This is a genomic window from Streptomyces sp. NBC_01384, assembly GCF_045040035.1.
In the GTDB taxonomy this organism is placed as follows: domain Bacteria; phylum Actinomycetota; class Actinomycetes; order Streptomycetales; family Streptomycetaceae; genus Streptomyces.
Window position 1 is genome coordinate 2,002,520 of record NZ_CP109559.1, and the last position, 23,436, is coordinate 2,025,955.

At 71.7% G+C, this 23,436-nt stretch carries 24 protein-coding genes; 11 read left to right on the forward strand and 13 right to left on the reverse strand.

Translation table 11 applies throughout. From position 1 onward, the window contains the following. Positions 1-105: 105 nt before the first annotated feature. Complete coding sequence (locus tag OG747_RS08950) at positions 106-708, forward strand: hypothetical protein (protein ID WP_405878744.1); 603 nt, start codon at positions 106-108, stop codon at positions 706-708. Here the strand turns inward: OG747_RS08950 and OG747_RS08955 are convergent. Next, positions 653-1,063: a hypothetical protein gene (locus OG747_RS08955; RefSeq protein ID WP_405878745.1), complete on the reverse strand. Its 411-nt coding sequence runs from the start codon at positions 1,061-1,063 to the stop codon at positions 653-655. The two genes, OG747_RS08950 and OG747_RS08955, sit on opposite strands and share 56 nt — an antisense overlap. Before the next feature lie 160 nt (positions 1,064-1,223). On the opposite strand from OG747_RS08955, the gene OG747_RS08960 reads away from it, so the two are divergent. Further along, positions 1,224-2,291, forward strand: coding sequence for an RNA ligase (ATP) (locus tag OG747_RS08960; protein WP_405878746.1), 1,068 nt, complete (start codon positions 1,224-1,226; stop codon positions 2,289-2,291). A gap of 61 nt (positions 2,292-2,352) precedes the next feature. On the opposite strand, the gene soxR is transcribed toward OG747_RS08960, so the two are convergent. Then, a complete protein-coding gene (gene soxR, locus OG747_RS08965) occupies positions 2,353-2,883 on the reverse strand; it encodes a redox-sensitive transcriptional activator SoxR (protein ID WP_405878747.1) in 531 nt (176 codons plus the stop codon). 107 nt (positions 2,884-2,990) lie between these two features. Between soxR and OG747_RS08970 the strand changes: the two genes are divergently transcribed. Beyond that, complete coding sequence (locus OG747_RS08970; protein WP_405878748.1) at positions 2,991-3,452, forward strand: MaoC family dehydratase; 462 nt, start codon at positions 2,991-2,993, stop codon at positions 3,450-3,452. 21 nt (positions 3,453-3,473) lie between these two features. On the opposite strand, the gene OG747_RS08975 is transcribed toward OG747_RS08970, so the two are convergent. From OG747_RS08975 to OG747_RS08985, 3 genes are all read right to left on the reverse strand, one after another. Then, positions 3,474-4,100: a TetR/AcrR family transcriptional regulator gene (locus tag OG747_RS08975; protein ID WP_405878749.1), complete on the reverse strand. Its 627-nt coding sequence runs from the start codon at positions 4,098-4,100 to the stop codon at positions 3,474-3,476. A 96-nt stretch (positions 4,101-4,196) separates the two neighbouring features. Further along, positions 4,197-4,484 (reverse strand): YiaA/YiaB family inner membrane protein, encoded by a 288-nt coding sequence (locus OG747_RS08980; RefSeq protein WP_405878750.1) that lies wholly within the window; start codon positions 4,482-4,484, stop codon positions 4,197-4,199. Between the two features lie 60 nt (positions 4,485-4,544). Continuing rightward, positions 4,545-5,696: an acyl-CoA dehydrogenase family protein gene (locus OG747_RS08985; RefSeq protein ID WP_405878751.1), complete on the reverse strand. Its 1,152-nt coding sequence runs from the start codon at positions 5,694-5,696 to the stop codon at positions 4,545-4,547. 63 nt (positions 5,697-5,759) lie between these two features. On the opposite strand from OG747_RS08985, the gene OG747_RS08990 reads away from it, so the two are divergent. The 3 genes from OG747_RS08990 to OG747_RS09000 all read left to right on the forward strand — a co-directional run bounded on the left by OG747_RS08990 (position 5,760) and on the right by OG747_RS09000 (position 8,306). Next, a complete protein-coding gene (locus OG747_RS08990) occupies positions 5,760-6,401 on the forward strand; it encodes a TetR/AcrR family transcriptional regulator (protein WP_405878752.1) in 642 nt (213 codons plus the stop codon). A gap of 172 nt (positions 6,402-6,573) precedes the next feature. Continuing rightward, entirely contained in the window at positions 6,574-7,287 is a 714-nt protein-coding gene (locus OG747_RS08995) for an ArsR/SmtB family transcription factor (RefSeq protein WP_405878753.1), read from the forward strand. Positions 7,288-7,361: 74 nt separating this feature from the next. Continuing rightward, positions 7,362-8,306 carry a DMT family transporter gene (locus OG747_RS09000; RefSeq protein ID WP_405885484.1) on the forward strand — a complete coding sequence of 315 codons (945 nt, stop codon included), beginning with the start codon at positions 7,362-7,364 and terminating at the stop codon, positions 8,304-8,306. 33 nt (positions 8,307-8,339) lie between these two features. Here the strand turns inward: OG747_RS09000 and OG747_RS09005 are convergent, their stop codons facing one another. The 6 genes from OG747_RS09005 to OG747_RS09030 all read right to left on the reverse strand — a co-directional run bounded on the left by OG747_RS09005 (position 8,340) and on the right by OG747_RS09030 (position 16,733). After that, entirely contained in the window at positions 8,340-9,422 is a 1,083-nt protein-coding gene (locus OG747_RS09005) for a Zn-dependent alcohol dehydrogenase (protein ID WP_405878754.1), read from the reverse strand. A gap of 55 nt (positions 9,423-9,477) precedes the next feature. Further along, positions 9,478-10,866 (reverse strand): aldehyde dehydrogenase family protein, encoded by a 1,389-nt coding sequence (locus OG747_RS09010; protein WP_405885485.1) that lies wholly within the window; start codon positions 10,864-10,866, stop codon positions 9,478-9,480. 115 nt (positions 10,867-10,981) lie between these two features. Next, complete coding sequence (locus OG747_RS09015) at positions 10,982-12,334, reverse strand: ABC transporter ATP-binding protein (RefSeq protein WP_405878755.1); 1,353 nt, start codon at positions 12,332-12,334, stop codon at positions 10,982-10,984. A gap of 525 nt (positions 12,335-12,859) precedes the next feature. Beyond that, entirely contained in the window at positions 12,860-15,118 is a 2,259-nt protein-coding gene (locus tag OG747_RS09020) for a molybdopterin oxidoreductase family protein (protein ID WP_405878756.1), read from the reverse strand. Between the two features lie 353 nt (positions 15,119-15,471). Continuing rightward, positions 15,472-16,089: a TetR family transcriptional regulator gene (locus OG747_RS09025; RefSeq protein ID WP_405878757.1), complete on the reverse strand. Its 618-nt coding sequence runs from the start codon at positions 16,087-16,089 to the stop codon at positions 15,472-15,474. Further along, positions 16,086-16,733: a nuclear transport factor 2 family protein gene (locus OG747_RS09030; RefSeq protein ID WP_405878758.1), complete on the reverse strand. Its 648-nt coding sequence runs from the start codon at positions 16,731-16,733 to the stop codon at positions 16,086-16,088. The genes OG747_RS09025 and OG747_RS09030 overlap by 4 nt, the downstream gene beginning before the upstream one ends. 190 nt (positions 16,734-16,923) lie before the next feature. On the opposite strand from OG747_RS09030, the gene hmgA reads away from it, so the two are divergent. The 3 genes from hmgA to OG747_RS09045 are packed head-to-tail and all read left to right on the forward strand — an operon-like array spanning position 16,924 to position 20,286. Continuing rightward, a complete protein-coding gene (hmgA, locus tag OG747_RS09035; protein ID WP_405878759.1) occupies positions 16,924-18,279 on the forward strand; it encodes a homogentisate 1,2-dioxygenase in 1,356 nt (451 codons plus the stop codon). 28 nt (positions 18,280-18,307) lie between these two features. Beyond that, positions 18,308-19,057, forward strand: coding sequence for a GntR family transcriptional regulator (locus OG747_RS09040; protein ID WP_405878760.1), 750 nt, complete (start codon positions 18,308-18,310; stop codon positions 19,055-19,057). Between the two features lie 41 nt (positions 19,058-19,098). Then, positions 19,099-20,286 carry a type ISP restriction/modification enzyme gene (locus tag OG747_RS09045; RefSeq protein WP_405885486.1) on the forward strand — a complete coding sequence of 396 codons (1,188 nt, stop codon included), beginning with the start codon at positions 19,099-19,101 and terminating at the stop codon, positions 20,284-20,286. A gap of 22 nt (positions 20,287-20,308) precedes the next feature. Here OG747_RS09045 and OG747_RS09050 read toward each other — a convergent pair whose 3' ends face one another. Next, positions 20,309-21,022, reverse strand: coding sequence for a TetR/AcrR family transcriptional regulator (locus OG747_RS09050; RefSeq protein ID WP_405878761.1), 714 nt, complete (start codon positions 21,020-21,022; stop codon positions 20,309-20,311). 63 nt (positions 21,023-21,085) lie between these two features. Here OG747_RS09050 and OG747_RS09055 point away from each other — a divergent pair, with 63 nt between their 5' ends. Then, positions 21,086-22,063, forward strand: coding sequence for an ATP-binding cassette domain-containing protein (locus OG747_RS09055; RefSeq protein WP_405878762.1), 978 nt, complete (start codon positions 21,086-21,088; stop codon positions 22,061-22,063). Continuing rightward, positions 22,060-22,842 (forward strand): ABC transporter permease, encoded by a 783-nt coding sequence (locus OG747_RS09060; protein WP_405878763.1) that lies wholly within the window; start codon positions 22,060-22,062, stop codon positions 22,840-22,842. Before OG747_RS09055 ends, OG747_RS09060 begins: the two co-directional genes overlap by 4 nt. A gap of 249 nt (positions 22,843-23,091) precedes the next feature. Here the strand turns inward: OG747_RS09060 and OG747_RS09065 are convergent, their stop codons facing one another. Next, positions 23,092-23,361, reverse strand: a complete 270-nt coding sequence (locus OG747_RS09065) for a hypothetical protein (RefSeq protein ID WP_405878764.1) — start codon at positions 23,359-23,361, stop codon at positions 23,092-23,094. Positions 23,362-23,436: the final 75 nt, after the last annotated feature.

Sequence of the window (23,436 nt, forward strand, 5' to 3'; positions counted from 1 at the left end):
TTGGATGGAGCCGAATCGCGTGTCGATACGTCTACTCGGCGACGTCCCTACGACGACGCCGAAGTGACCGAAGTACAGGTGCAGGTGTGACGGAGGTGCAGGGCGATGGCGGGATTCCGAAGTCTGGCGAGACAGGTGCGAGATCCGAGGAGTGATCTGGCACTGCGGCGCTATTCACTGCGCAAGTGCCTTGAAAGGTTCGCCCCTTACGGACATCGGGCGACCTGGGACCATCTGTGCTCCCGGGCCGGGTTCGGTCCCGAGGACCGCTCCCCCGATCCAGCGCGGCTCGTGGCCGCACTGGACGAGCTGGAAGAGGCCCGCTCCGTCTGGCTCGCCTACGAGGTCGAATTCGCCGAGCGTCGCAAGAAGGAGAAGCACGACGGGCTGCGCAGGCCGGGCAGTGTCGACGACTGGCACCGGCTGACCTGGGGCGGTTTCGGCGTCGCCTGGTGCGACGACCCCACGGTCCACCCCCACGCTTCACTGGCCGAGGTACTGCGCCGGCTGATCGCCGCGCTGGAGCGCGAGCCGGGTGCGGTGTGCCCGGTGTGCGCCGGTGAGCGCCTCACATGGAAGTACGACCTGGCCCACGAACCGTCTTCGGGCCCGGTCTGCACGAGCTGCGGAATTGTCGTGCCGCGGCCCGTTCTCACGCAGGAGGCGCTGGCGGAGGCCAGGCGCGGACGCCTGTTGGTCTCGGCGTGAGCGCTCCGCTGGGGTGAGCGGCGGGGTACGGGAGCTGCGGGTGCGTCGTCGGCCGCGGGTTGTCCGTGGCTGAGCGCGCAGTTCCCCGCGCCCCTTTGGGGCGCTGCCCGCACCGGGGGCGTGCCCCCTGCGGCAGCAGCCGGCGCATCAAGGCGGCGTGGTCGTCGAAGTGGCCGGGGACCTCGAAGACGAACATCCGCAGCACGTCCGGGGGCACGCGCGTATACGGGGTGCGCAGGAACGCGATCTCCTCGGGAAGGTGGCAGCGTCCGCACCCCACCTCGTTCGGGCTGGCGAAGCCGTTGAAGACCGTGTCGATGTCCGCGAGGGCGGCGTCAAGGGCGGTTGAGGTCATGGGAGTTGACCGTCCCGTCGGGACTCCGTACCCGGCGTCGCCGCGGGCCGAAGATCCCGACACTACCAGCCGCGAATCCGCTCGCTCCATCCCTTTCCCCTCCGGACAGTTGAGGGCGATGAAACCCAGCTGAGGTACCCATGGAACCCGAGGAGTCCCGATGTCGACGCTGCGCGTCACCGCCGAAGTGCTGACCATCCACGAGCATCCGAACGCCGACGCGCTCGAACTGGCCCAGGTGGGCCTGTACCGAGCCGTCGTCGCCAAGGGCGCCTACCGCACCGGCGAGAGCGCCGTTTACATCCCGGAGCAGTCCGTGCTCCCCGGCGAGCTCATCGAGGAGCTGGGCCTGACCGGACGCCTCGCGGGCAGCAACTCCGACCGCGTCAAGGCCGTACGTCTGCGCGGTGAGCTGTCGCAGGGGATCGTCTGCCGCCCGAAGGCGCTGGCCGACGTCGACCTGGCGCGGGCCGCGGCCGACGGCGCCGACTTCGCCGAGGCGCTCGGCATCGTCAAATGGGTGCCGCCGATCCCGCCCACCATGGACGGCGAAGTCGAGTCCGCGCCCGATCTGCTGCCCTGGGTCGACATCGAGAACATCCAGAGGTACCCGGACATCTTCGCGCCGGGCGAGAGCGTCGTCCTGACCGAGAAACTGCACGGCTCGGCCTGCCTGCTGACCTACACGGCGGACAAGGACCGCGTATACGTCTCCTCCAAGGGCTTCGGCGCCAAGTCCCTCGCCCTCGTGGAGGATCCGCGCAATCTGTACTGGCGGGCCGTCCACGGCCACGGGGTGGCGGCGGTCGCGGCCCGGCTCGCCGAGCGGCTCGGCGCCCGCCGGGTCGGCATCTTCGGCGAGGTGTACGGGGCGGGCGTACAGGACCTGTCGTACGGCGCCGACGGCCGCCGAGAGTCCCTCGGCTACGCCGTGTTCGACGTGTCCGCGGAGATCGACGGCGAGGTCCGCTGGCTGGACGCGGCCGTGCTCCTCGACGGCGAACTGCCGCTGGTGCCACGGCTGTACGAGGGCCCATACGACATCGACCACGTCCTGGAGGTCGCCTCGGGCCGGGAGACGGTCTCCGGGCGCGAGCTGCATCTGCGGGAGGGTGTCGTCATCCGGCCCGCCACCGAGCGGTACAGCCCCGTGACCGGCGGCCGGGCCATCGCCAAGGCGGTCAGCCCGGCGTATCTGACGCGCAAGGGCGGCACCGAGTACGAGTGACGGAGGGCGAGTGACGCAGGGCGACGGTCGGTCGGGCCTGCGGGGCCCCGGGGGGTGCCGCTCAGCAGCAGTCCTCGGGCTCCCTCTGCCGCTCCGGCCGCTCCGGCTGCCGCTCCGGTGCCTTCTGCCGCACGGTGGCGCGCTCGGCCATGAGCCGGGAGCCGGTCAGGCGCTCACCGAAGACGTCGTCCGGGTTGGAGAGCACACAGCGCTCCAGGGACAGACAGCCGCACCCGATGCAGTCGGTCAGGTGATCCCGCAGCCGGCCCAACTGCGTGATGCGCTCGTCGAGTTCCGAACGCCAGGCCTCCGACAGCCGGGCCCAGTCCTCACGCGTCGGGGTGCGCTCCTCGGGGAGTTCGGCGAGCGCCTCGCGGATGGTGGCGAGCGGGATGCCGACGCGTTGGGCGGCCCGGACGAAGGCGACGCGGCGCAGCGCGTCGCGATGGTAGCGGCGCTGGTTTCCGGTGGTGCGGCGGCTGCTGATCAGGCCCTTGGACTCGTAGAAGTGCAGGGCGGACACGGCGGCGCCGCTGCGGGCCGACAGCTGGCCTACGGTCAGCTCGTGGATCTTCTCAGGGATCTGGGGCACCCCTCCAACCCTACCTACTTCGTCACACCTCCGGTCCGTTGACATGCGCCCCGCGCCCGACCATGCTAAGCAGTTGCTTAGACATAGAGATGCGGGAGGTCGGGAAGATGGCAGAGCCGAGGACGTTCGCGACGGTCGACGAGCTGCGTGCCGCCGTGGGCGAGCAGCTGGGGTACAGCGACTGGGTCGAGATCGAGCAGAAGCGGATCGACCTGTTCGCGGAGGCGACCGGCGACCACCAGTGGATTCACGTGGACCCGGAGAAGGCGGCCGCGGGCCCCTTCGGCACGACCATCGCGCACGGCTACCTCACCCTCTCGCTGCTTCCGCTCTTCGGTCCGCAGCTGATCAAGGTCGAAGGCGTGAAGATGGGCGTCAACTACGGGACGAACAAGGTCCGTTTCCCCGCCCCCGTGCCGGTCGGCTCGCGGCTGCGCGCCACCGCGAAGATCACCGGCGTCGAGGACGTGACCGGCGGCGTCCAGGTGTCCGTGGGCTTCACCGTGGAGCGCGAGGGCGGCGACAAGCCGGTGTGCGTCGCGGAGTCGGTGTCGCGGTACTACGTCTGAGACTCCCCGCGCGCTCCGGGGCTACTTCTTGGCCCCGACCATGCGCAGCACGAGGTCGGCGTAGAGCGCGCCGACCTCGTCGGGCGTACGGGGGCCGTTGACATTGAACCAGCGGGCCACGTCGATACAGAGCGAGAGCACGGCGAGCGTGGTGCCCGGCACGTCCGGCACGTCGAAGTCGCCCGCCGCCACGCCGTCCTCGATGATCCCGCGCACTGCCGCGTCGGTCTGCCGCCGCAGTGCGACGATCTCCGCCCGCGCGTCGGGCCCGAGGGCTTCGAGCTCGTACTGCACGACCCGCGCGGTGGTGTGCTGCCCGGCGTGCCACCGTACGAAGGAGCGCACGGCCTCGGTGAGCCGCTCGGCGGCGCTGCCCTGGCCCTGCGCCGCGCCGCGCACGATGTCGAGCGCCTTGTCGTGCCCGATCCGGCTGATCCGGTGAAGCAGCTCTTCCTTGGTCTTGTAGTGGATGTAGAGCGCTGCGGGGCTCATGCCCGCGCGGCCCGCGATGTCCCGGGTCGTCGTCGCGTGGTAGCCACGCTCAGCGAAGGCCTCCACGGCGGCGACGAGCAGCCGCCGGGCCGCGTCCGGGGTGACCTCGGCCCACGGCTGCATCTCGCCGCCGGCCGTCTCCTCCGCCGTACTCATCGCTGGTTCGCCCCTCTCGCCTGACAGGAGGTACACCATACCGCCGAAGGTGAGCGAGCGCTTAGCGTGCCCGCTGAGCGCCCGCGCGAAAGTCGCTCAGAGTTTCTCGAAGGGGTCGTGCTCGGCGAGCAGCTTCTCCAGCCGCGCCTGGTCGACCCGGCTGACGATCTGCCCGGCCTCCTGCCTGTCCCGGATCACCTTGGACAGCGTGAAGGCGGAGGTGACCAGATAGAGGACGGCGATGCCGAGGAAGGCGCGTACCCAGGCGTCGGCGTCCAGCCTGAAGATGCCGATGGCGGTCGCCGCCATGGCGACGGCGAAGGAGGCGACGGCCTGACCGTAGAAGGCGGCCGTGCTCTGCTGTTTGACGGATGACTCACTCATGCGGACAAGGGTCGGCGGACGCGGCCCGCGCCACATCCGCCGAAGTACTCAGGGACGTACTCAGAAAGCCGAAACCCCCGTCAGAGCACGCCCGATGACCAGCTTCTGTATCTGGCTGGTGCCCTCGTAGAGGGTCATCACGCGGGCGTCGCGCAGCAGCTTGCCCGCCGGGTACTCGTCGATGTAGCCGTAGCCGCCGAAGACCTGGAGGGCGTTGTTCGCGGCGCGCACGGCGGCTTCCGAGGCGAAGAGCTTGGCCTTCGAGGACTCCGTGGTGAACGGCAGTCCGCGGTCGATGAGATCGGCGACCCGCCAGGTCAGCAGCCGTGCCGCGTCCACGTCGACGGCGATGTCGCTGATCAGTTCCTGTACGAGCTGGTGGTGCGCGATGGTCTTCCCGAACTGCTCCCGCTCGGTCGCGTACCGCACGGCGCAGTCCAGCGCCGCCTGGGCGATGCCGACGCACCCGGCGGCGACCGACATCCGCCCCTTGGCGAGGGCGGACATGGCGACGGAGAAGCCCTTGCCCTCGGGCGCCAGCATGGCGCTCGCGGGTACGCGTACGTCTTCCAGGACGATTTCGGCGGTGGCCTGGCCGCGCAGGCCGAGCTTGCCGTGGATGGTGCGGCGGCTCAGGCCGGGGGTGTCGGTCGGCACGAGGAAGGCGGAGACGCCCTTGTGGCCGGGCGCGTCGGTGGAGCGGGCGAAGAGCAGGACGACGTCGGCCCAGGTCCCGTTGGTGATGAACATCTTGGTGCCGTTGATGACGTAGTCGTCGCCGTCACGTACGGCCTTCGTCGAGAGGTTGCCGGCGTCCGAGCCGGTGCCGGGCTCGGTGAGGCCGAAGCAGCCCACGTACGCGCCGGAGGTCAGCCCCGGCAGCCACTGCCGCTTCTGTTCCTCGCTCCCCCAGTACGCGATCGTCTTGGCGACGAGACCGAGCGAGACGGAGACGATGCCGCGCACGGAGGAGTCGCCACGGCCCAGCTCCTCCGTCACCAGGCAGTACGCGAGATGGTCGCCGCCGCTGCCGCCGTACTCCTCGTCGATGGTGAGCCCCAGGAAGCCGACCTCGCCGAGCTTCTTCACGAGCGAGCGGTCGACCTCCTCCGCGCGGTCCCACTCGACGACATGGGGGGCGATCTCGCGGTCCACGAAGTCCTTGGCGAGTTGCCGGACGGCGGTCTGCTCCTCGCTGAGCTCCAGGTTCATGACGGATCACCCCAAATTAAATTAGCACTGCTAGTTTAAGTGTGCAGCCCTACTATGTGCGCCATGGCCCGACCGCGCAAGCCCCTCCTCAGCACCGACCGGATCGTCGACACGGCACGGGCCCTGGTGGACGCGGAGGGTCTGGCCGCCGTCTCCACGCGGCGGCTCGCCGCCGAACTGGGCGTGAGCGGGCCCTCCCTCTACAACCATTTCCGTACCAAGGACCAGATCCTGGAGGCGGTCGCGGACTCGGTGAGCGCGCAGGTCGACCTGTCGATGTTCGAGGACGGGCGGGACTGGCGTACCGCCCTGCACGACTGGGCCGTGTCCTACCGGGCGGCGCTGCGCGACCACCCGAACATCGTCCCCGTCCTCGCGCGCGGCCCCGGGCGCCGACCCGCCGGCCTGCGCCTCGCGGACGCCGTCTTCGGCGCCATGGTCGACGCGGGGTGGCCCCCGGCCCAGGCCACGTCGATCGGGGCGCTGATGCGGTACTTCATCATGGGGTCCGCGCTGGGGTCCTTCGCCGGGGGCTTCGTGGACGACGAGAGCGCGTACGACCCCGCCGACTATCCCCACCTCGGACAGGCCCACCTGCTCGCCGAGCAGCAGGAGAAGGTGGACGAGCGGGCGTTCGAGGTGGGGCTCGGGGCGTTGCTGGACGGGTTGGCGGAGCAGTTCGGGAGGGTTGCGGGCGACGATTGACGGCACCGGGGCGGTTCTGTCCCGCCCCCGCCGCCCCTACCCGCCCCATCCCAACCCGGGGGCTCCGCCGCGTGGGCGCGAACGGAAACCACCCACCCGCAGCCAGGGGACCCGGCCCGGACCCGGAAACCGTTCGGTGGGGGCCGAAGTGTCTGTGGCGGACGATGGGGGCATGACGAGGTCGAAAGATCCGGTCGCACCGGGACTCGCGGCGCTGGCCGGAATGTTCGCGGACGATACCCGCGCCGCCTTCCTGCTCGCCCTGCTCGACGGCCGCGCCTGGACCGCCGGCGAACTGGCCCGGCACGCCCACGTCGCGCCGTCGACCGCGAGCGAGCATCTCGGCAAGCTCGTGGCGGGCGGGCTGCTCGCCGAGGAACGGCAGGGCCGACACCGCTATGTACGACTGGCGGACGCCCGCGTCGCCCAACTCGTCGAGGACCTCGCCGCCCAGGTCACGCCCGACACCACCCGACGCCCCCGCACCCTCCGGGAAGCCGGCACGGGCTCCGCGATGGCCCGCGCCCGCACGTGTTACGACCACCTCGCGGGCAGACTCGGCATCACCCTCACCGAGGCCCTCACCCACCGCGGACTGCTCCGCCAGGACACCGGGTTCGCGCTCACGGACGCGGGCCTGCGGTGGTTCGACGAGGCGGGCATCGGCCTGGACCGCACCGGCCGCCGCCCCCTCACCCGCGCCTGCCTCGACTGGACCGAACGCCGCCCCCACCTCGCGGGCACCGCCGGCGCGACCCTGTGCCGCCACGCCCTGGACGCCCGCTGGTGCGTACGCATCGGCTCGGAGCGCGCGGTCAAGGTCACGCCGGAGGGCGAGCGGGCCTTCGCGGAACTCCTGGGTATCGAGGCGACAGCACTCCGCTGAGCCGACGGGCCCCACCACGGCGTCCGAAAACCGCGAGACCCCTCCCCCGTACCCCACCTAGCCTCGGGATCATGATGAATGCCACCTCACCCGTGTCCGCCCGTCGCGCGGGCCTGCTCGCCGCGGGCGCGGCGACCGTCACCGTCGTACTGTGGGCCTCCGCCTTCGTGTCGATCCGGAGCGCTGGCGCGGCGTACTCGCCGGGTGCGCTGGCGCTCGGGCGGCTGCTGGCGGGGTCCGTCGTGCTGGGCGCCCTCTGTCTCGTACGCGGGGAGGGGTGGCCGCCGCGCGAGGCGTGGCGCGGGATCGCGATATCCGGCCTGCTCTGGTTCGGCTTCTACATGTGCGTGCTCAACTGGGGCGAGCAGCAGGTGGACGCCGGTACGGCGGCGCTGGTCGTGAACATCGGCCCGATCCTCATCGCGCTGCTCGGCGCTCGGCTGCTCGGTGACGCGATGCCGCCGCGGCTGCTCGCGGGGATGGCGGTGTCGTTCGCGGGGGCGGTCGCGGTGGGGCTGTCGATGTCCGGCGAGGGTGGTTCCTCGGTCCTCGGGGTGGTGCTGTGCCTCCTCGCCGCCGTCGGCTATGCGGCGGGGGTGGTGGCCCAGAAGCCGGCGCTCGGGCGGGCGAGCGCGCTCCAGGTGACCACGTTCGGCTGCCTGGTCGGGGCCGTCGCGTGCCTGCCGTTCGCGGGACAGCTGGTCCACGACTTCGCGGACGCGCCCGCCTCCGCCACCCTCAACGTGCTCTACCTGGGCGTCTTCCCGACCGCGCTGGCGTTCACGACCTGGGCGTACGCCCTGGCCCGGACCACCGCGAGCCGTATGGGCGCGACGACCTACGCGGTGCCCGCGCTCGTCGTCGCGATGTCCTGGCTGTTCCTCGACGAGGTTCCGGGGGTGGTCACGCTGGCCGGTGGGGCGCTGTGCCTGGCCGGGGTCGCGGTGTCGCGCTCCCGGCCGCGCGCCACCGTGCCGCGGCGAACCCCGGAATCCCCACGCGAGCCGGAACGCGCCTGACGCGCCTGAACCGATGGGGCTTCGCCCCCGCGGTCAAAACACCACCAGCGCCCGCCCGCCCTTCCCCGCCACCATGTTCTCGAACGCCCCCGGAATCCCGTCCAGCCCCGTCCGCTCGGTCACCAGCATCCCCAGATCCAGACGCCCCGCCCGGACATGCTCCGCCAGCACCGGCAGATCCCGCGCCGGGTTCGAGTTGCCGTACACACAGCCGGACAGGGTGCGGCCCCAGTGGAAGATCTCCAGAGCGTTGAAGGTGACCTGCTGGTCCTTGCCGCCGATGCCGACCACCGTCGTACGGCCACCGCGACGTGTGGAGTCCCAGGCGGCACGAATGGTCACCGCACGGCCCACGCACTCGACGGCCACGTCCACGCCCTGCTTCCCGGTGAGGGAGCGGATCTCGCGGGCGGTGGTGTCGGAGGCGACGACGTAGTCCGTGGCGCCCGCCTCCCGCGCCAACGACTCCTTCTCGGGGGAGACGTCCACCGCGACGACCTGCGACGCGCCCGCGATCCGCGCGGCCTGCAGCGCCGCCAGCCCGACCCCGCCGGCCCCGAACACGGCGACCGTCTCGCCGGGGCGGACCCGAGCCGAGTGGTGGACGGCGCCGTATCCGGTGAGCACGGCGCAGCCCAGGAGGGCGGCGTCGGTGAGCGGGATACCGTCCGGTACGGGGAGTACGCAGCCGGCGGCCACGACGGTCTCCTCGGCGAACGCGGCGACGTTCAGACCGGGGTGGAGGTCGCTCCCGTCGGAGGCACGCCGCGCGTACACGTCCCCCGCGCCGGTCAGCGCGTCGGCGCACAGCCACACCTCCCCCAGCGAGCAGGCGTGGCACCTTCCGCAGGAGGGCGCCCAGTTGAGGACGACTCCGTCGCCGGGCGCGATACCCGTCACGCCCTCGCCGACGGCCACGACGGTCCCGGCGCCCTCGTGGCCGAGGACGGCGGGGACCGGCACCCGCATGGTGCCGTCGGACAGCGAGAGGTCGGAGTGGCAGACCCCGGCGGCGGCCAGTCGGACGCGGACCTGGCCGGGGCCGGGGGCCGGAAGGTCGATCTCGGTGATCTCCAAGGGGGCGCCCACAGCGGGAAGTACGGCAGCGCGAACCACGTAAAAGCTCCTCGGGCCCAGGACTCAAGAACTGACTGGAACTGACCGAAATCGACTAGAACTGAAGGGACTTCGTCTGGAGGTACTCGGAGAGACCGTGCGAGCCCAGTTCCCGCCCGACCCCCGACTGCTTGTAACCGCCGAACGGGGCACGCGGGTTGAAACGTCCGCCGTTGATGTCGACCTGCCCGGTGTCGAGCCGTCGCGCGAAGGCGACCGCCTCGGCCTCGTCGCCCGCCCACACCGCGCCCGCGAGCCCGTACACCGTGCCGTTGGCGATCCGGACGGCGTCCTCCTCGTCCTCGTAGGGGATCACCGACAGCACCGGGCCGAAGATCTCCTCCTGCGCGATCGTCATCTCCGGGGTCACGTCCGCGAAGACGGTCGGGCTGATGAAGTAGCCCTGTTCGCGCGGGGACTCGGGGCCGCCCGCGACGAGTCGGGCGCCCTCGGCGACGCCCTTCTCGATGTAGCTCCGCACCCGTGCCTGCTGCTTGGCGTTGACGACCGGGCCGATGCGGTCTGCGTACTTCGCCGCGGCGGTCGCGGCCAGCTCGACCGCCTCCTCGTACCGCGCGGTGTGCACCAGCATGCGGGTCCAGGCGCTGCACGTCTGACCGGAGTTGGACATCACGTTGGCGACGCCGACGTTGACCGCCTTGGCGAGATCGGCGCTCGGCAGGATGACGTTGGCGGACTTGCCGCCGAGTTCGAGCGCGACCTGCTTGACCGCCGCGCCGGCTGTCGCTCCGATCCGCCGTCCTACCGCCGTGGAGCCGGTGAAGGAGACCAGGTCCACGTCCGGGTGTTCGGCGAGGGCCTGGCCCGCGACCGGGCCGAGGCCGGTGACGAGGTTGAAGACGCCGGCCGGGACGCCCGCCTCCGCGATCGCCTCCGCGAAGAGCTGGGCGGTGAGCGGGGTGTCCTCGGCGGGCTTCAGGACGATCGTGCAGCCCGCCGCGAGCGCGGGGGCGACCTTGGCGACGATCTGGTGCAGCGGGTAGTTCCAGGGCGTGATCGCGCCGACCACACCGACCGGTTCCTGATAGACGGTCGAGTTGCCGACCTTCTCCTCGAAGGCGTACGTGGCCGCCAGCTCGGCGTACGAGCCCGCGACCAGGATCGGTACGGCCGCGTGGACCGACTGCGAGAAGGGCAGCGGGGAGCCGAGTTCCGCCGTGACGGTCTCGGCGATCTCGTCCTTGCGTGCGGTGAGCACGTCGTGGAGGGCCCCGAGCCGCGCGGCCCGCTCGGCGGGCGGGGTCGCGGCCCAGGCCGGAAGGGCGGCGCGGGCGGCCCGTACGGCGGCGTCGACGTCCTGGGCCGTGCCCGCCGGAACCCGGCCGACCACCTGCTCGTCCACCGGGTTCACGACCTCGATCGTGTCCGTCCCGGCGGCGGGGCGCCAGGCGCCGTCGATGTACATGCCGTCGTGTGCCTTCATCATGTTCCTCCCGGGCGGGGGCCGCGTCGTCCGCCTCACAGTGTCGTCCGATCCACAAACTAGCGGTGTTAGTTTTCGGGCGCCAGACGTCTTCCGGGGACCCACCCTGCGGAACTCACTCCTCCAGGTCCGGCAGCCGCGCCGGAGCGGGACAGATGCGTTCGCCGTGCTGGTCGAAGACGAACAGATGGGCGAGGTCGACGAGGAGGGGGACCTGCATCCCGTGGCGGAGTTCGAAGTCGGGGGTGGTGCGCACCACCAGGTCGCCGGGGAGGCGGCCTTCCGGGGGGATCTCGTCGGCGGGCGTGGGTTCCGTGTCGGCGGGGTGGTCGACGACGACCACGGGTCCGGCCCGCAGCCCGCCCCGGCGTTCCCTGAGGCGGTCCAGGAGGGAACCCTCACGGCGGCGGCGCCGGGGCCCACGGACCGGGTGGACCGGGCGCGGTGCCTCCAACTCCGGTACGAAGGCGGGCCGCGAACCGGTGTTGAAGTGGACCAGCACCTCGTGCCCCTGGAACTCCACGTGCTCGACGAGACCGCTGATCGCCACCTCGCCGGGCCGGGCCTCCGACGGCTTGGCGAGGCGGACCGCCTCGGAGCGCAGCCCGACGATGACCTCGCGGCCCTGCTGCACCCGCAGCAACCGGTGGTCCAGGGACCAGGGTTCGCGCAGCGGCAGATCCTGCTTGCCGAGGCTGATCGTCATGGCTCCGTCGAGCGGGGCCCGGATCAGACCGCGCAGCAGATTGATGCGCGGGGTGCCGATGAAGGCGGCCACGAAGACGTTCGCGGGCAGCGCGTAGACCGTGCGGGGTGTGCCCAGTTGCTGGAGGACGCCGCCGCGCAGTACGGCGACCCGGTCGCCGAGCGACAGCGCCTCGGCCTGGTCGTGGGTGACGTACACCGTGGTGACGCCCAGCTCCCTGGTGAGGCCCGCGATTTCGGCGCGCAGATGGTTGCGGAGCTTGGCGTCGAGGTTGGAGAGCGGCTCGTCCATCAGGAAGGCGGAGGGGTGACGGGCGATCGCGCGGCCCATCGCGACGCGCTGGCGTTCGCCGCCGGACAGCTGGTGGGGGAAGCGGTCGAGGAGCTCCTCGATGCCGAGCATCCGGGCGGTGGCGTCGACGCGCGGGCGGGGGTCTTCGCCGGGGGTCTCGATGCGTAACGGGAAGCCGATGTTGTCGCGGCCGGTCATGCTCGGGTAGAGGGCGAAGTTCTGGAAGACCATCGCCATGTCCCGCTCGGACGGCGGCAGATCATTGGCGTACTCACCGTCGAGACGCACCTCGCCCTCGGTGACGTCCTCCAGCCCGGCGATCATTCTCAGCACGGTCGACTTGCCGCAGCCGGAGGGCCCGAGCAGCACGAGGAACTCACCGGGCCGGATGTCCAGCGACAGCCGCTCCACCACGCGGACACCGCGTGTGTACGACTTGCTGACCTGTTGCAGGGAGATGGCGCGTGTCATGAAGGGGCCCCCGGGGGCTCACAGGGCGCTGGCGCTCCGCGGTCGAACGTCCCGTGCGGGGCGCAAGGGACGCGTGAGTCACGGAAGTTAACGGACCGCATACGTCCGGGGGAAGACGCTCGGCGGGATCGGGCGTGTCGCTCCCGGCGCGGTTCCCGTCCCGGTTCCGGTGCGGCGGAAACGGACGGTCGGACACCGGCCCGGCGGACGCTTCGGTTCCACGTCATCGGGCCTGTTGAGTGGTCAGATGTCGCTCTTGCGGCGCAACGGCACCCCGGGCCGAACGACGGGTTCACCGCGGTCGGGGCCGCCTTCTCCGGCGACCCCGGCGACCGGGCCGCCGAGGCGGGTGCGGCCACCTGCCCCAGGCGGTTGCCGGTCAGCCGCAGCGCGAGGGCAGGGCCCGCGGTGCGATGACGTCAGGTCGGACTCGCATGCGTCAACACGATGTCGACATGCGAGCAATAGGCACAAAACTCCAGGTCACTGGCTTGTCTCGATGAGCGCTCGGCTTCCGAGGCGCCCCTACGGGCAGGCCGCGAGTTCCACGGGCACCCCGTTGAGCACCGCCGTGCCCGACAGCGGGTCGAGGAGCGAGCCGTCGAGGAGCTGGTTGACGTTGACACCCGGGTCGAGGGCCGCGTGGCTCATCCGGGTGCCGGGCCGGTCGTGTCCCCAGCCGTGCGGCAGGCTCACCACCCCGCGTCGTACGGCGTCGGTGACCTCCGCCGGAGCGATCACCTCTCCCCCGGCGCCCTTGACCCGTACGGCCGTCCCGTCGGCGAGGCCCAGGCGTGCGGCGTCCTCCGGGTGGATGTGCAGGGTGCAGCGGTTGGTGCCGCCGGTGAGGGCGGGGATGTTGTGCATCCAGCTGTTGTTGGAGCGCAGATGGCGGCGGCCGATCAGCACCAGCGCCGCCGGGCGCTCGCGCAGGGCCGAGCGCAGCCGGGGCAGATCGTCGACAATCGGTGCGGGCAGCAGCTCGATCTTCCCGCTGGGCGTCTTCAGCGGCTGCGGCAGGCGCGAGCGCAGTGGTCCGAGGTCGATGCCGTGCGGGTGGGCGAGCAGTCGCTCCAGGTTGAGGCCGTCCGGGCGGGCACCGAAGCCGTCGCCGTACGGGCCCAGGCGCAGCATCATGTCGAGCCGGCGCTCGGGGCCGCTCTCGCCGGTGAGCTGTGCGGCGAGTTCCTTCGGGTCGCGCTCGTGGACGGGGCCGTGCGGGTCCTGGACGGCCTTGCCGAGGGTGGAGTCGATGACCATGGCGTCCACGGCGGACGGGTCGGCGCCGTGCATCCCCGTCACGGCCAGCACCAGCCGGGCGAGGATCTCGGTCTCAGGCATGCGGCCCGGTTCGAGGGGGACGGCGGGACGGTTGTAGCGGACCTGGTTGCGTACGGCGAGGGTGTTGAAGGCGAAGTCGTGGTGGGCGCTCTGGGAGGGCGGGGGCGGCGGCAGGACGACGTCGGCGTGGCGCGAGGTCTCGTTCAGGTACGGGTCGACGCTGACCATGAAGTCGAGCGAGTCGAGGGCCTTGTCGAGGCGGTTGCCGTCGGGGGCCGACAGTACGGGGTTGGCGGCGATGGCGATGAGGGCGCGGACGGGGCTGCCCTCGGGCGTGGCGGTGTCGATCTCCTCGGCGAGGGCGGCGAGCGGCAGTTCGCCCTTGGCCTCGGGGTGGCGGCTGACCCTGCTGTGCCAGCGGCCGAGCGCGAAGCCGCGGCCGGGTCCGGCGGGGCGGGGTGTCTTGTCGGTGGCGGCCTGCGGGAAGAGCGCGCCGCCGGGGCGGTCGAGGTTGCCGGTGAGGATGTTGAGGACGTCGACGAGCCAGCTGGCGAGGGTGCCGTGCGGGACGGTGCAGCTGCCGATGCGGCCGTAGACGGCGGCGGTGGGGGCGGCGGCGAGTTCGCGGGCGAGCGCCCGGATGGTGTCCGCGTCGACGTCGCAGGCCTCGCTCGCGGCCTCGGGGGTGAAGTCGCGTACGGCGTCGGCGAGTTCCTCGACGCCCTGGAGGTGCGGGGTGAGGTCGCCCGGGTCGACGAGCTTCTCCTCGAAGAGGACGTACGTCATGGCCGCGAGCAGCAGGGCGTCGGTACCGGGGCGGATGGCCACGTGGCGGTCGGCGAGTTTGGCCGTGCGGGTGCGGCGCGGGTCGATGACCGTGAGGGTGCCGCCGCGGGCCCGTAGCGCCTTGAGCTTGCCGGGGAAGTCGGGGGCGGTGCACAGGCTCCCGTTGGATTCCAGCGGGTTGGCGCCGATGAGGAGGAGGTGGTCGGTGTGGTCGAGGTCCGGGACCGGGATCGCGTTGGCGTCGCCGTACAGCAGGCCGCTCGACACATGCTTGGGCATCTGGTCGACCGTGGAGGCGGTGAAGACGCTGTGGGTGCGCAGCGCGGTGAGCAGGACGGGCGGGTAGAGCGCGCCGGCCATGGTGTGCACGTTCGGGTTGCCCAGGACGACGCCGAGGGCGTGCGGGCCGTACTGCTCGACGACCGGGCGCAGGCCCGCCGCGACCGCGTCGAAGGCTTCCTCCCAGGTGGCCTCGCGCAGCTCGCCGTCCTCGCGGACGAGGGGGGTGCGCAGCCGGTCGGGGTCGCCGTCGGCCGCTCCGAAGGAGGCGCCCTTGGGGCAGATGAACCCCTTGCTGAACACATCGTCGCGGTCGCCGCGGGCACCGGTCACACGGGTGCCCTCGATGGTGAGCGTCAGCCCGCAGGTGGCCTCGCAGAGGGGGCAGACGCGCAGGGCGGTGCCGGAGTCGGCAGTGGTGCCGGAGGTGCGGGACACGGGTCCTCCCGGAGGGCGGTGGCAGCGGTGGCACACGGACTGGGGCCGAGCATACCGACCGGTACGGATGGAGGGGAGTGGCTGCGGGGATCTCGTCGGAAACTCGCGGAGGGGGTGGTCCGGGGTCAGTCGAAGAGGATGGGGCCGTTGCGGGTGCCCACGGCCGGTTCGCCGTCCGGTCCGGCGGCCAGGGCGGTGCAGGGGGGAGGGCGACTCAAGCCGGCGCAGGACCTCCGGTTTCCCCCCGTACCGCCGGCCGATCCCGTGGATGCGGACCACCCGAGCCATAGCGTCCCCCCATGCCCGACCCGAGGTGGGATCACCTCGGCTACGGGCGTCTGCCCAGGACAGGTTCAGTCGAGCACGCGTGCCAGATACGCCCGCAGCAGGGCGCGCGTCTCCTCGATGATCCGCTCGTCTCCCTTCGGGGCGACCCGGAAGGCGAGGTGGACCAGGCTGTCGGCGGTCTCCACGGCGACCAGGAAGGTGCGGCGCAGGTCCTCGTCGGGGGTGCGGTCGAGGTAGCCGGACAGGAGGTCCGTGAGGCGGTCGGCGACGCGGGTGTTGGGCTCGGCGTCGCGGGCGCCGACCGGTATCTGGTTGCCGAAGTCGACGAGGGAGAAGCCGGGGGCGGTGCGTTTCATGGCGAGGTACTCGTCGAGCACGGCGTCCACAGCCACGCGCCAGCCTCCCCCGTCCGCCCGCTGGAGGCGTTCGGTGACCCGCTCGCTGTAGCGCTCGAGGTTGCGCTGTGCGAGCGCGTCGGCCATCGCGCGCTTGTTGCCGAAGAAGCGGTAGACGGAGCCGATGGGGACGCCCGCACGCTGGGCCACGGCCCGGGTGCTCAGGGCGTCGTAGCCGACCTCGTCGAGGAGGTCGGCACAGGCGTCGAGGATTCTGGTCAGTCGTTCGGCACTGCGTCGCTGGACGGGGGCACGGCGTAGCGAGGTCGCTTGGGGCACGGGATTCATGATGCCTGTCCGCCGGGGTCCGGTGAACCTCCGGTGCCAGTACGGTCCCCGGTGCCGCTCCCGCGCACCGTCGCCGTCGGTGCCGGTGGGGTTGCCGGTGTGGTTGCCGGCGTGGTGGACGGTGTCGAAGTCGAGGGCTCCTTCGACGCGGGCGCGGACGCCGTGATGTCCGCCGTGCTCTCGACGGGCTTGCCGTGCACGGCCCATGCCGTGTGGTCGTCCGCGTACAGGCGCGCGGTGACGTGGTGGGTGCCGCGCGGGACCAGGTCACCGGTGAGGTGGTAGTCGGTGGTGCGGAGGGTGGCGAGGGTCCGGCCGTCGAGGGAGAGGAGGGCGATGCCGTGGCCGGCCACGGGCTGCGCCTTCGCGCCGGCCGGCGAGAAGAGGAAGCGGGAGACGGTCAGCGTTACGTTCCAGCCGTCGTCGGAGTCCGGCTGGACCTCGATGGCGACCTCCGGCGCGCTCTTCTTGTCGACCTCACGGTAGTGCCGTCCCTCCTTGTCCGTCTCGTCCAGGATCTTGCCCACGGGCGAGGACGACACTCCGTCCCTCCGCTCGTGCGCATCGCCGGTACCGCAGCTCGCCGATCCGCCGAGCAGGGCGCAGACCGCGAGCGCGGCGAGCAGTCCACGCTTCCACGACATACCAAGAAAAGTAGAACAACCCTCTGCCGGTCGGATCCCCCTGGAGTCGGGTTCTCGGGTCGCACCGCCAACCCCAGGATGTACACCGCACGAAGGCCCGGCCCTCCACCGTCGGCCCCCGTCTCCCTCTTGCGCACCCAAAAGCCGAATCATACGGTGCTACATAGGAATCAGACGCGAGGGAGCGATCATGAGTGGGGACGCGAGGAAGACGGCCGAAGGGCTGACCTACCTCTCCGGATTCGGCAACGAACACAGCTCGGAGGCCGTCCCCGGGGCGCTGCCGCACGGCCGCAACGCCCCCCAGCGCGCCCCGCTCGGGCTGTACGCGGAGCAGTTGAGCGGTACGGCGTTCACCGAGCCGAGGGCCACCAACCGGCGTTCGTGGCTGTACCGGATCCGCCCGTCGGCCGCGCACCCCGCGTTCACCCGCACGGACAACGGCGCACTCCGCTCGGCTCCCTTCACCCAGACCGAGCCCGACCCGAACCGGTTGCGCTGGAACCCGCTGCCGGAGCCCGCGGAGGGCACCGACTTCCTCACGGGCCTGTGGACCCTGGGCGGCAACGGCGACGCGACCCAGCGCACCGGCATGGCGGTGCACCTGTATCACGCCAACTCCTCCATGGACCGTGTCTTCAGCGACGCCGACGGGGAGCTGCTGATCGTGCCGGAGCGCGGCGGGCTGCTGCTGCGTACCGAGTTCGGGCTGCTGCACGTGGAGCCGGGCCAGGTCGCGCTGATTCCTCGGGGGGTCCGCTTCCGGGTGGAGCTGCTGGACACCGCACCGACGGGCGGGCCGAGTCCGACTGCCCGCGGCTATGTGTGCGAGAACTACGGAGCGCCGTTCCGGCTGCCCGACCTCGGCCCGATCGGCGCCAACGGGCTCGCCAACGCACGGGACTTCCTCGCTCCCGTCGCCGCGTACGAGGACGACGACGCGGCGGGCCCGGTCGAGGTGGTCAACAAGTTCTGCGGCAACCTCTGGACGGCGACGTACGACCACTCGCCGCTGGATGTCGTCGCCTGGCACGGCAACCATGTGCCGTACCGCTACGACCTGCGCCGTTTCAATGTGCTCGGCAGCATCAGCTACGACCACCCGGACCCGTCGATCTTCACGGTGCTGACCTCGCCGAGCGACACCCCGGGGCTGGCCGGGGTCGACTTCGTGGTGTTCGCGCCGCGCTGGCTGGTGGGTGAGGACACCTTCCGGCCGCCGTACTTCCACCGGAACGTGATGAGCGAGTACATGGGGCTCATCGAGGGGGCGTACGACGCGAAGACCTCCGGTCCAGGGGGCTTCGTACCGGGGGGCGGTTCGCTGCACAACATGATGTCGGCGCACGGGCCGGACCGGGAGACCTTCGACCGGGCCAGCGCCGCCGAGTTGCGGCCGCAGAAGATCGACGACGGGCTCGCGTTCATGTTCGAGACGCGGTGGCCGGTGACCGCCACGGCCCAGGCGGCGCGCGCGGAACATCTGCAACGCGGCTACGACGACGTGTGGCGGGGCCTCCAGCGGCACTTCCGCCCATTGCGCTGAGCTGCGGCGACCGGTACGGATAGCCCTCGTGACCTCCTTCGCCCCGGACTCGATCGTCCTGAACCGCAAACTGCCGCTCTGGTATCAGGTGTCGCAGTCCCTGCGCGCCTCGATACTCGGGCGCTCGCCCCAGGACCCGCTGCGCCTGCCGACCGAGGAGCAGCTGGCCGGGCACTACGGGGTGAGCGTCCTCACCATGCGGCAGGCGCTCAAGGAGTTGGAGGACGAGGGGCTGATCACCCGCCATCGCCGGCGGGGCACGTTCATCGAGCCGAGTGCGCGGCGCGGCGCGCCCGTGCGGCTGCTGGGGTCGGTGGACACGATCGTGGCGCAGCAGTCGGGCATGACGACCGAGCTGCTGGACCACGGCACGGTGCCGGTGCCGGCCGAACTCGCCGAGCACTTCCCGGATCTGGCCGAGGTGGGGACGTACCACCGGCTGCGCAGCGACGAGAAGACCGGCGAGCCGACGAATCACGCGCGCAACTACGTCCGTCCCGAACTGGCGGCGCTGATCGACCCGGAGGATCTGGTGCGCTGGCCCATGACCAAGGTGCTGCGGGATGTGGTGGGCGCCCGGATCAGCCGGATCACCGACACGGTGGAGGCGCGGCTCGCGGACCCGGAGACGGCGCGGCTGCTCCAGGTCCCGCTGCTCAGCCCGATCCTGCACTACACGGGCGTCGTGCACGGCGAGGACGGCCGCGCGCTGGACGTGGCCCGGATCCACTACCGCGGCGACCGTTTCTCCTTCACGGTCACCCTCGACGCCCACTGACGATGGCGTACGAGACCGGCGCGCACCGCCCACGTCGTACGATGCCGGGCGTGACGCACGACGACGCTCCGCTGCTCGCGGACCTCATGCCGTGGTCGGTCGCACCGCCGAGGCTGGGGCGGGGGTGGCCGACGGCGCCCGACGCCGCGTCCCTGAAGGCGCGCTGGGACGCGTTGGTGAAGGCCGAGGGGCCCGACCGGGAGGCGCTGTTCGAGCCGACGCGCTCGCGCACGCTGCACTCGGCGGTCGGGCAGTTGCCCGGGCAGTCCAGCGGCACGGAGAAGCTGGTCCGGGCCTCAGGGCCCTGCCCGGAGCCCGTACGGGTGCTGCACGGGCCGTTCGACGAGCAGTGGCTGATCCCCGACCACCGGCTGATCGACGCGGCGCGCCCCGAGTTGTGGCGGGTGGCGGACGAGCGGCAGGTCTTCGCCGTCGAGCAGCCCGCCGCTCCCGAGACCGGCGGGCCCCCGCTGCTGGTGACGTCTCTGCTGCCCGTGCTGCGCCCGGGCCGTGTCCGGCCGCTGTACCGGCGGCCGGGCGGCGCGGAACCGAACCTGGCGCCGGGCCTGTTGGAGCACCTGGGCGCTCGTCTCGGCCGCTCTCCCGAGCCCGTGGACGTGCTCGCCTGGAGCGTGGCGACCGTGCGACCGGGTCCCGAGGGGCATGTCGTGCCGCTCACGGAGGACAGCGGCCTCTGGGCGCGCGGAGTCGAGTTGGGGCATCGGATGGTGTGGCTGATGCGCCGCCACGGAGAGCGCCCCAAGCTCCCGGGGGGCCGCCGCCCGTACGTCCGCGCCCCACTCCCCGCGCGCCCGGTCGACCTGCACTACGACCGTGTCGAAGAGGCTCTCCATCTCGACGAGGGCCGTATCTCGCCCGTGCCGCCTCAGGCCTGGGACTTCGAGGTGGGCGGAGTGCGCGTCCTGGAGCAATGGTTCGCGGCCAGGCTGGAGCGGCAGCCGCAGCCGCCCGAGCCAGGCACGCTGGAGGCGATCCGGCCCTCCGTCTGGCCGCAGGCCTGGACGTCCGAGCTCCTGGAGCTCGTCACGGTACTGGCGCTGCTCGCGGAACTCCGCCCCCAGCAGACCACGCTGACGATCACGTCGCCCGTCACGCACACCGAGCTCCGCAAGGCGGGCGTGCTCCCGGTGCCGGACGCGGCGCGGCGGCCCGCCTCCGTCCTCGACCACCATGAAGAGGGCCCCGAAGGACAGTTCGCGCTGATCTAGCCCACTGATCCAGCCCATTGATCTAGCCCTTTGGTTCGAACCCCTCCAGCAATCGCCCCAGGGACCGCTCGAACGCCGCCTCCAGGTCGATCGGCCCCGCGTCCTGCGTGAAGACGGCCGCCATGCGCGGATACGCGCCGGTCGCCATCCGACTGCCGAGGTAGGCGACCCGCATCGCGTACTCCTGCTCCTCGGACCAGGGCAGGGAGCGGGTGCGCTCGGCGGTGGCCAGCTCATTGCCGACGAACGTCATCACCACGCCGTTGATCATCGCGATCAGCTCCATCTTCGTGCCGTACGGCACGTCGAGCGGATCGAGGCAGACAAGGCAGTACTCCAGGTAGCGCAGGGCGTTGGGGCTGAAGCCGTAGACCGGGGACAGCACGCGCGGCAGCCACGGGTGGCGGTGCATGAGGGCGCGGGTCTGGTGGGCGACCCGGAGCATGTCGGCGCGCCAGTCGCCCGAGGGCTCCCGGATCTCGTGTTCGCCGCTGACGGCGTCCACCATCAGCTCGTACAGGTCCTCCTTGCGCGGCACGTAGTTGTAGAGCGACATCGTGCCGCAGCCGAGTTCGGCGGCCACGCGCCGCATCGAGACCGCGTCGAGCCCCTCCGCGTCCGCGATCCGCACGGCGGCGGCCGCGATGTCCGCGCGGCTGAACGCGGGCCGCGGACCACGGCCCGCGCGCTCCGGACGGGCCCAGATCACTTCGGGTACGGCGTTGCGCCCTGCCATTGGTCGATCACCTCACCACCATCCTAGTTACGTACACCGTACGTAGTGCGTTATGGTCACCTCATGACTACTACGTACGCTGTACTTAGTGAGGGTCTGGAGAAACGCTTCGGGTCCAAAGGGGATGTCGTCCATGCCGTGCGCGGGCTGGACCTGGCCGTGGCGGCCGGCACCGTCTGCGGGGTGCTCGGGCCGAACGGCGCGGGCAAGACCACAGCGGTACGGCTGCTCACCACGCTGTTGCGGCCCGACGCGGGGTCCGCGCGGGTCGCCGGGCACGACCTCGTACGGGAGGCGGCCGCAGTGCGGGGCGCCATCGGGGTCACCGGGCAGTACGCCTCCGTCGACGGCGACCTCACCGGCCGGGAGAACCTGCGGCTGTTCGCGCGGCTGCACCGGATGCGGGACGCTCCCACGCGCGCCGGTGAACTCCTCGAACGCTTCGGGCTCGCCGAGGCCGCCGACCGGCCCGCGTCCACCTACTCGGGCGGTATGCGGCGCCGCCTCGACCTCGCGGCGAGCCTGATCCGCCGCCCCGAGGTGCTCTTCCTGGACGAGCCCACCACCGGGCTCGACCCGGCCAGCCGCAACCAGATCTGGGAGGCCGTGCGCGCCCTGAAGGGTGAGGGCACGACCGTAGTGCTGACCACGCAGTACCTGGAGGAGGCCGACCAACTCGCGGACGACATCGCACTCGTCGACCACGGCAGGGTCGCGCACACCGGATCGCCCGCCGAACTCAAGGCGCTCATCGGCTCGTACGCGGAAGTCGTCGTCGCCCACGCCGACGCGATGCCCGGCGCAGCGGCCGTCCTCGACCGGCTCACCGGCTCCCAACCAGTCTTCAGCCAGGAGCGGCACGCGGTCGGGGCGATGACCACCGATCCGACACTGACCCTGCCCCGGCTCGTCCGTGAGCTCGACGCCGCGGGCGTGCCCCTGCTCGACGCGAGCCTGCGGCCACCGACGCTCGACGACGTCTTCCTGCGCCTCACCGGGGGCGGCACCGACCACACCGACCGCAAGGAGCTTGTGACATGACCACATTGACGTACGACGGGACCGCGATGCTGGGGCGGCACCTGCGGCGGATCCGGCACAATCCCGGGCTGCTGATCCTCACCCAGACCATGCCGATCACGATGCTGCTGTTCTTCGGCTATGTCTTCGGCAGCGCCCTCGCGACACCCGGACAGGAGTACCGCGCCTGCCTGCTGCCGGGACTGCTGGTGGCGACCGCCGCCAATGGGATCATGACCGGCATGTTCCAGGCCGCCCAGGACTCGCACCGGGGCGTGATGGACCGCTTCCGTACGCTGCCGATGAGCCGGGCCGCCGTGCCGCTCGGGCAGGCGCTCGCTGACCTCGTGGTCACCGCCGTGGGCACGGTGCCACTGATGCTGGTCGGGCTGGCCGTGGGCTGGCGGATCGAGGGATCGGCCCTCCGGGCGGTGGCCGGCGTCGGGCTCCTGCTGCTGTTCCGGTTCGCGACGACGTGGATCGGCATCGTGCTGGGGCTCGCCTCACGGAGCGAGGAGGCGGCCGGGCAACTGGGCGGCGCGACGTTCATCCTGCCGCTGCTGTCCAACGCGTACATCCCCACCGACAACCTGCCGGGCTGGCTGCGCACGGTGGCCGAATGGAATCCGATCAGCGCGGTCACCACGGCGCTGCGGGACCTCTTCGGGAACGCGCCGGTCCCAGGCGAGGGGGCCTGGCCGGTGACGCATCCGGTGGCCGGGGCGCTGACCTGGTGCGCCGTCATCCTCGCGGTGTTCGTGCCGCTCGCCGTACGCCGATACGCGACCGGGGAACGATGAATCCCAACGGGGGCTCGGGCATCCGGGGTTGACGACCGCCGAGGGCCGGGAGGAGGGGGAGAGCAGGAGCCACAGCGCGCCGCCGGGTGGGAACGAGGCGCACAAAAAGACGAACGGGGGTGCACCCGCGCTCGGGGAGCACACCGGGGCGGCGCTGCGTGCCGTGGGGATGACGGGCGGCGAGAACGCAGCGCTTGCGCCGGGGCGGTGTGGTCGCCTGAGCGCGGGTTCGAGTACCGCGCGACCGTGCTAGCGGCCGCCGAACAGCGAACGACGCAGCCGCTTCAGAGGGGCGAAGAGCGAGACCCGCCGTACGCGCGCGCTCCTCCCGCTGCTGTCGTGCGCGGAGTCACGCGCGGTGAGCTCACGCATCAGCGAGGTCGCCTCGACCGTCTCGCGCTGCGGGATGGCAGGGCCACCCAGCACCGCCAGATGGCGGTCGAGGCGCGAACTGGTCGCACTGCTCCCACAGGTGATCGCAGGGACGCGTGCCCTGCTGCGCACTGTTATCTGTTCCATGTCTCTCCCCACCCGTACGAGTCCACCCGGCCCGGGCAGGCTAACCCTATCGCTCCCTCGTGGCACTCGTGTATC